At 72.9% G+C, this 1271-nt stretch carries 1 protein-coding gene; it reads right to left on the reverse strand.

All coding sequences use genetic code 11. The annotated features are described in order from the left end of the window. Positions 1-1271 (reverse strand): ATP-dependent helicase (locus FRW57_RS21745; RefSeq protein ID WP_152187053.1); only part of this gene is annotated, 1271 nt, incomplete at both ends.

The raw sequence follows: 1271 nt of genomic DNA on the forward strand, positions 1-1271 counted from the left end.
CCGCCGCGAACTCGTCGGCCAGCGAGGCGAGCGCCTGCAGCGACTCCCACTTCTCGCGGGTCGCGCCGCCGCTGCTCGGCGGGGTGGGACCCCAGCCGGCGCCGCCGAGGACGTCACGCACGAGGTCACCGAGCGGCTTGGTGGCGTCGTCGCTGCGGGCCGCCCCGCGCAGCAGCAGCACCGCCTGCCGGACCTCCTGGCGCTGGAAGAAGCGCTCACCACCGCGCACCAGGTAGGGGATCTCGACGTCGGCCAGGGCGGACTCGAAGCCCTGGGACTGGGCATTGGTGCGGAAGAGGATCGCGATCTCACTGGCGGGCACACCCTGCCCGACGAGGGCCGCCACCTGGCCCGCGACCCCCACCGCCTCCGCCTGGTCGTCCGGGTAGGCCGTCAGTCGGGGCTCGGGGCCCGGGGCTCCCTGGGCGCGCAGCTCGATGGTCCGGCCCTGGCGGCCCTGTGGACCACCGCGGACCACGAGGTTGGCCAGCGAGATCACCTGCGGGGTCGAGCGGTAGTTGCGCACCAGCTCCACCGTCTCGGCCCCGGGGTGGCGGTTCGGGAACTCCAGCAGGTGGCGCGGCGATGCACCGGTGAAGGAGTAGATCGTCTGGGCCGCGTCGCCCACCACGCACAGGTCCGAGCGGTCGCCGAGCCACAGGTCGAGCAGGTGTTGCTGGACCGCGTTGACGTCCTGGTACTCGTCGACCACGAAGTGGCGATACTGCGAGCGCACCGTGCGGGCGATGTCGTCGCGCTCGGCAAGGATGCCGGCCGTCATCAGCAGGACGTCCTCGAAGTCGATGACGTGGCGCTCGGCCTTGACCTCCTCGTAGGTCTCCAGCACCCGGGCCATCGCGGTCGCGTCGAGACCGGCAGGGTCACGGCCCGCACGCCGCGCGGCCGCGGGGTAGGTCTCCGGCGTGAGCATGCTGACCTTGGCCCACTCGACCTCGGCGGCCAGGTCGCGGATCGTGGTGCGGTCGAGCTGCAGCCGCAGCCGCGAACCCGCCTCGGCCACCGCGGGAGCCTTGTGCTTCAACACCTCCGGGGCGGCTCCGCCGATCGCCTGGGGCCAGAAGTAGTGCAACTGGCGCAGGGCAGCCGAATGGAAGGTCCGCGCCTGCACGCCCGGCACGCCGAGCTCGCGCAGCCTGGTGCGCATCTCGCCGGCGGCCCGCGCCGTGAACGTCACCGCGAGCACCCGGCCTGGTTGGTACGCGCCGGACAGGACGCCGTAGGCGATCCGGTGCGTGATCGCGCGCGTCTTG

The sequence above is a fragment of the Segeticoccus rhizosphaerae genome, assembly GCF_009192725.1.
GTDB classification, from domain to species: Bacteria; Actinomycetota; Actinomycetes; order Actinomycetales; family Dermatophilaceae; genus Segeticoccus; species Segeticoccus rhizosphaerae.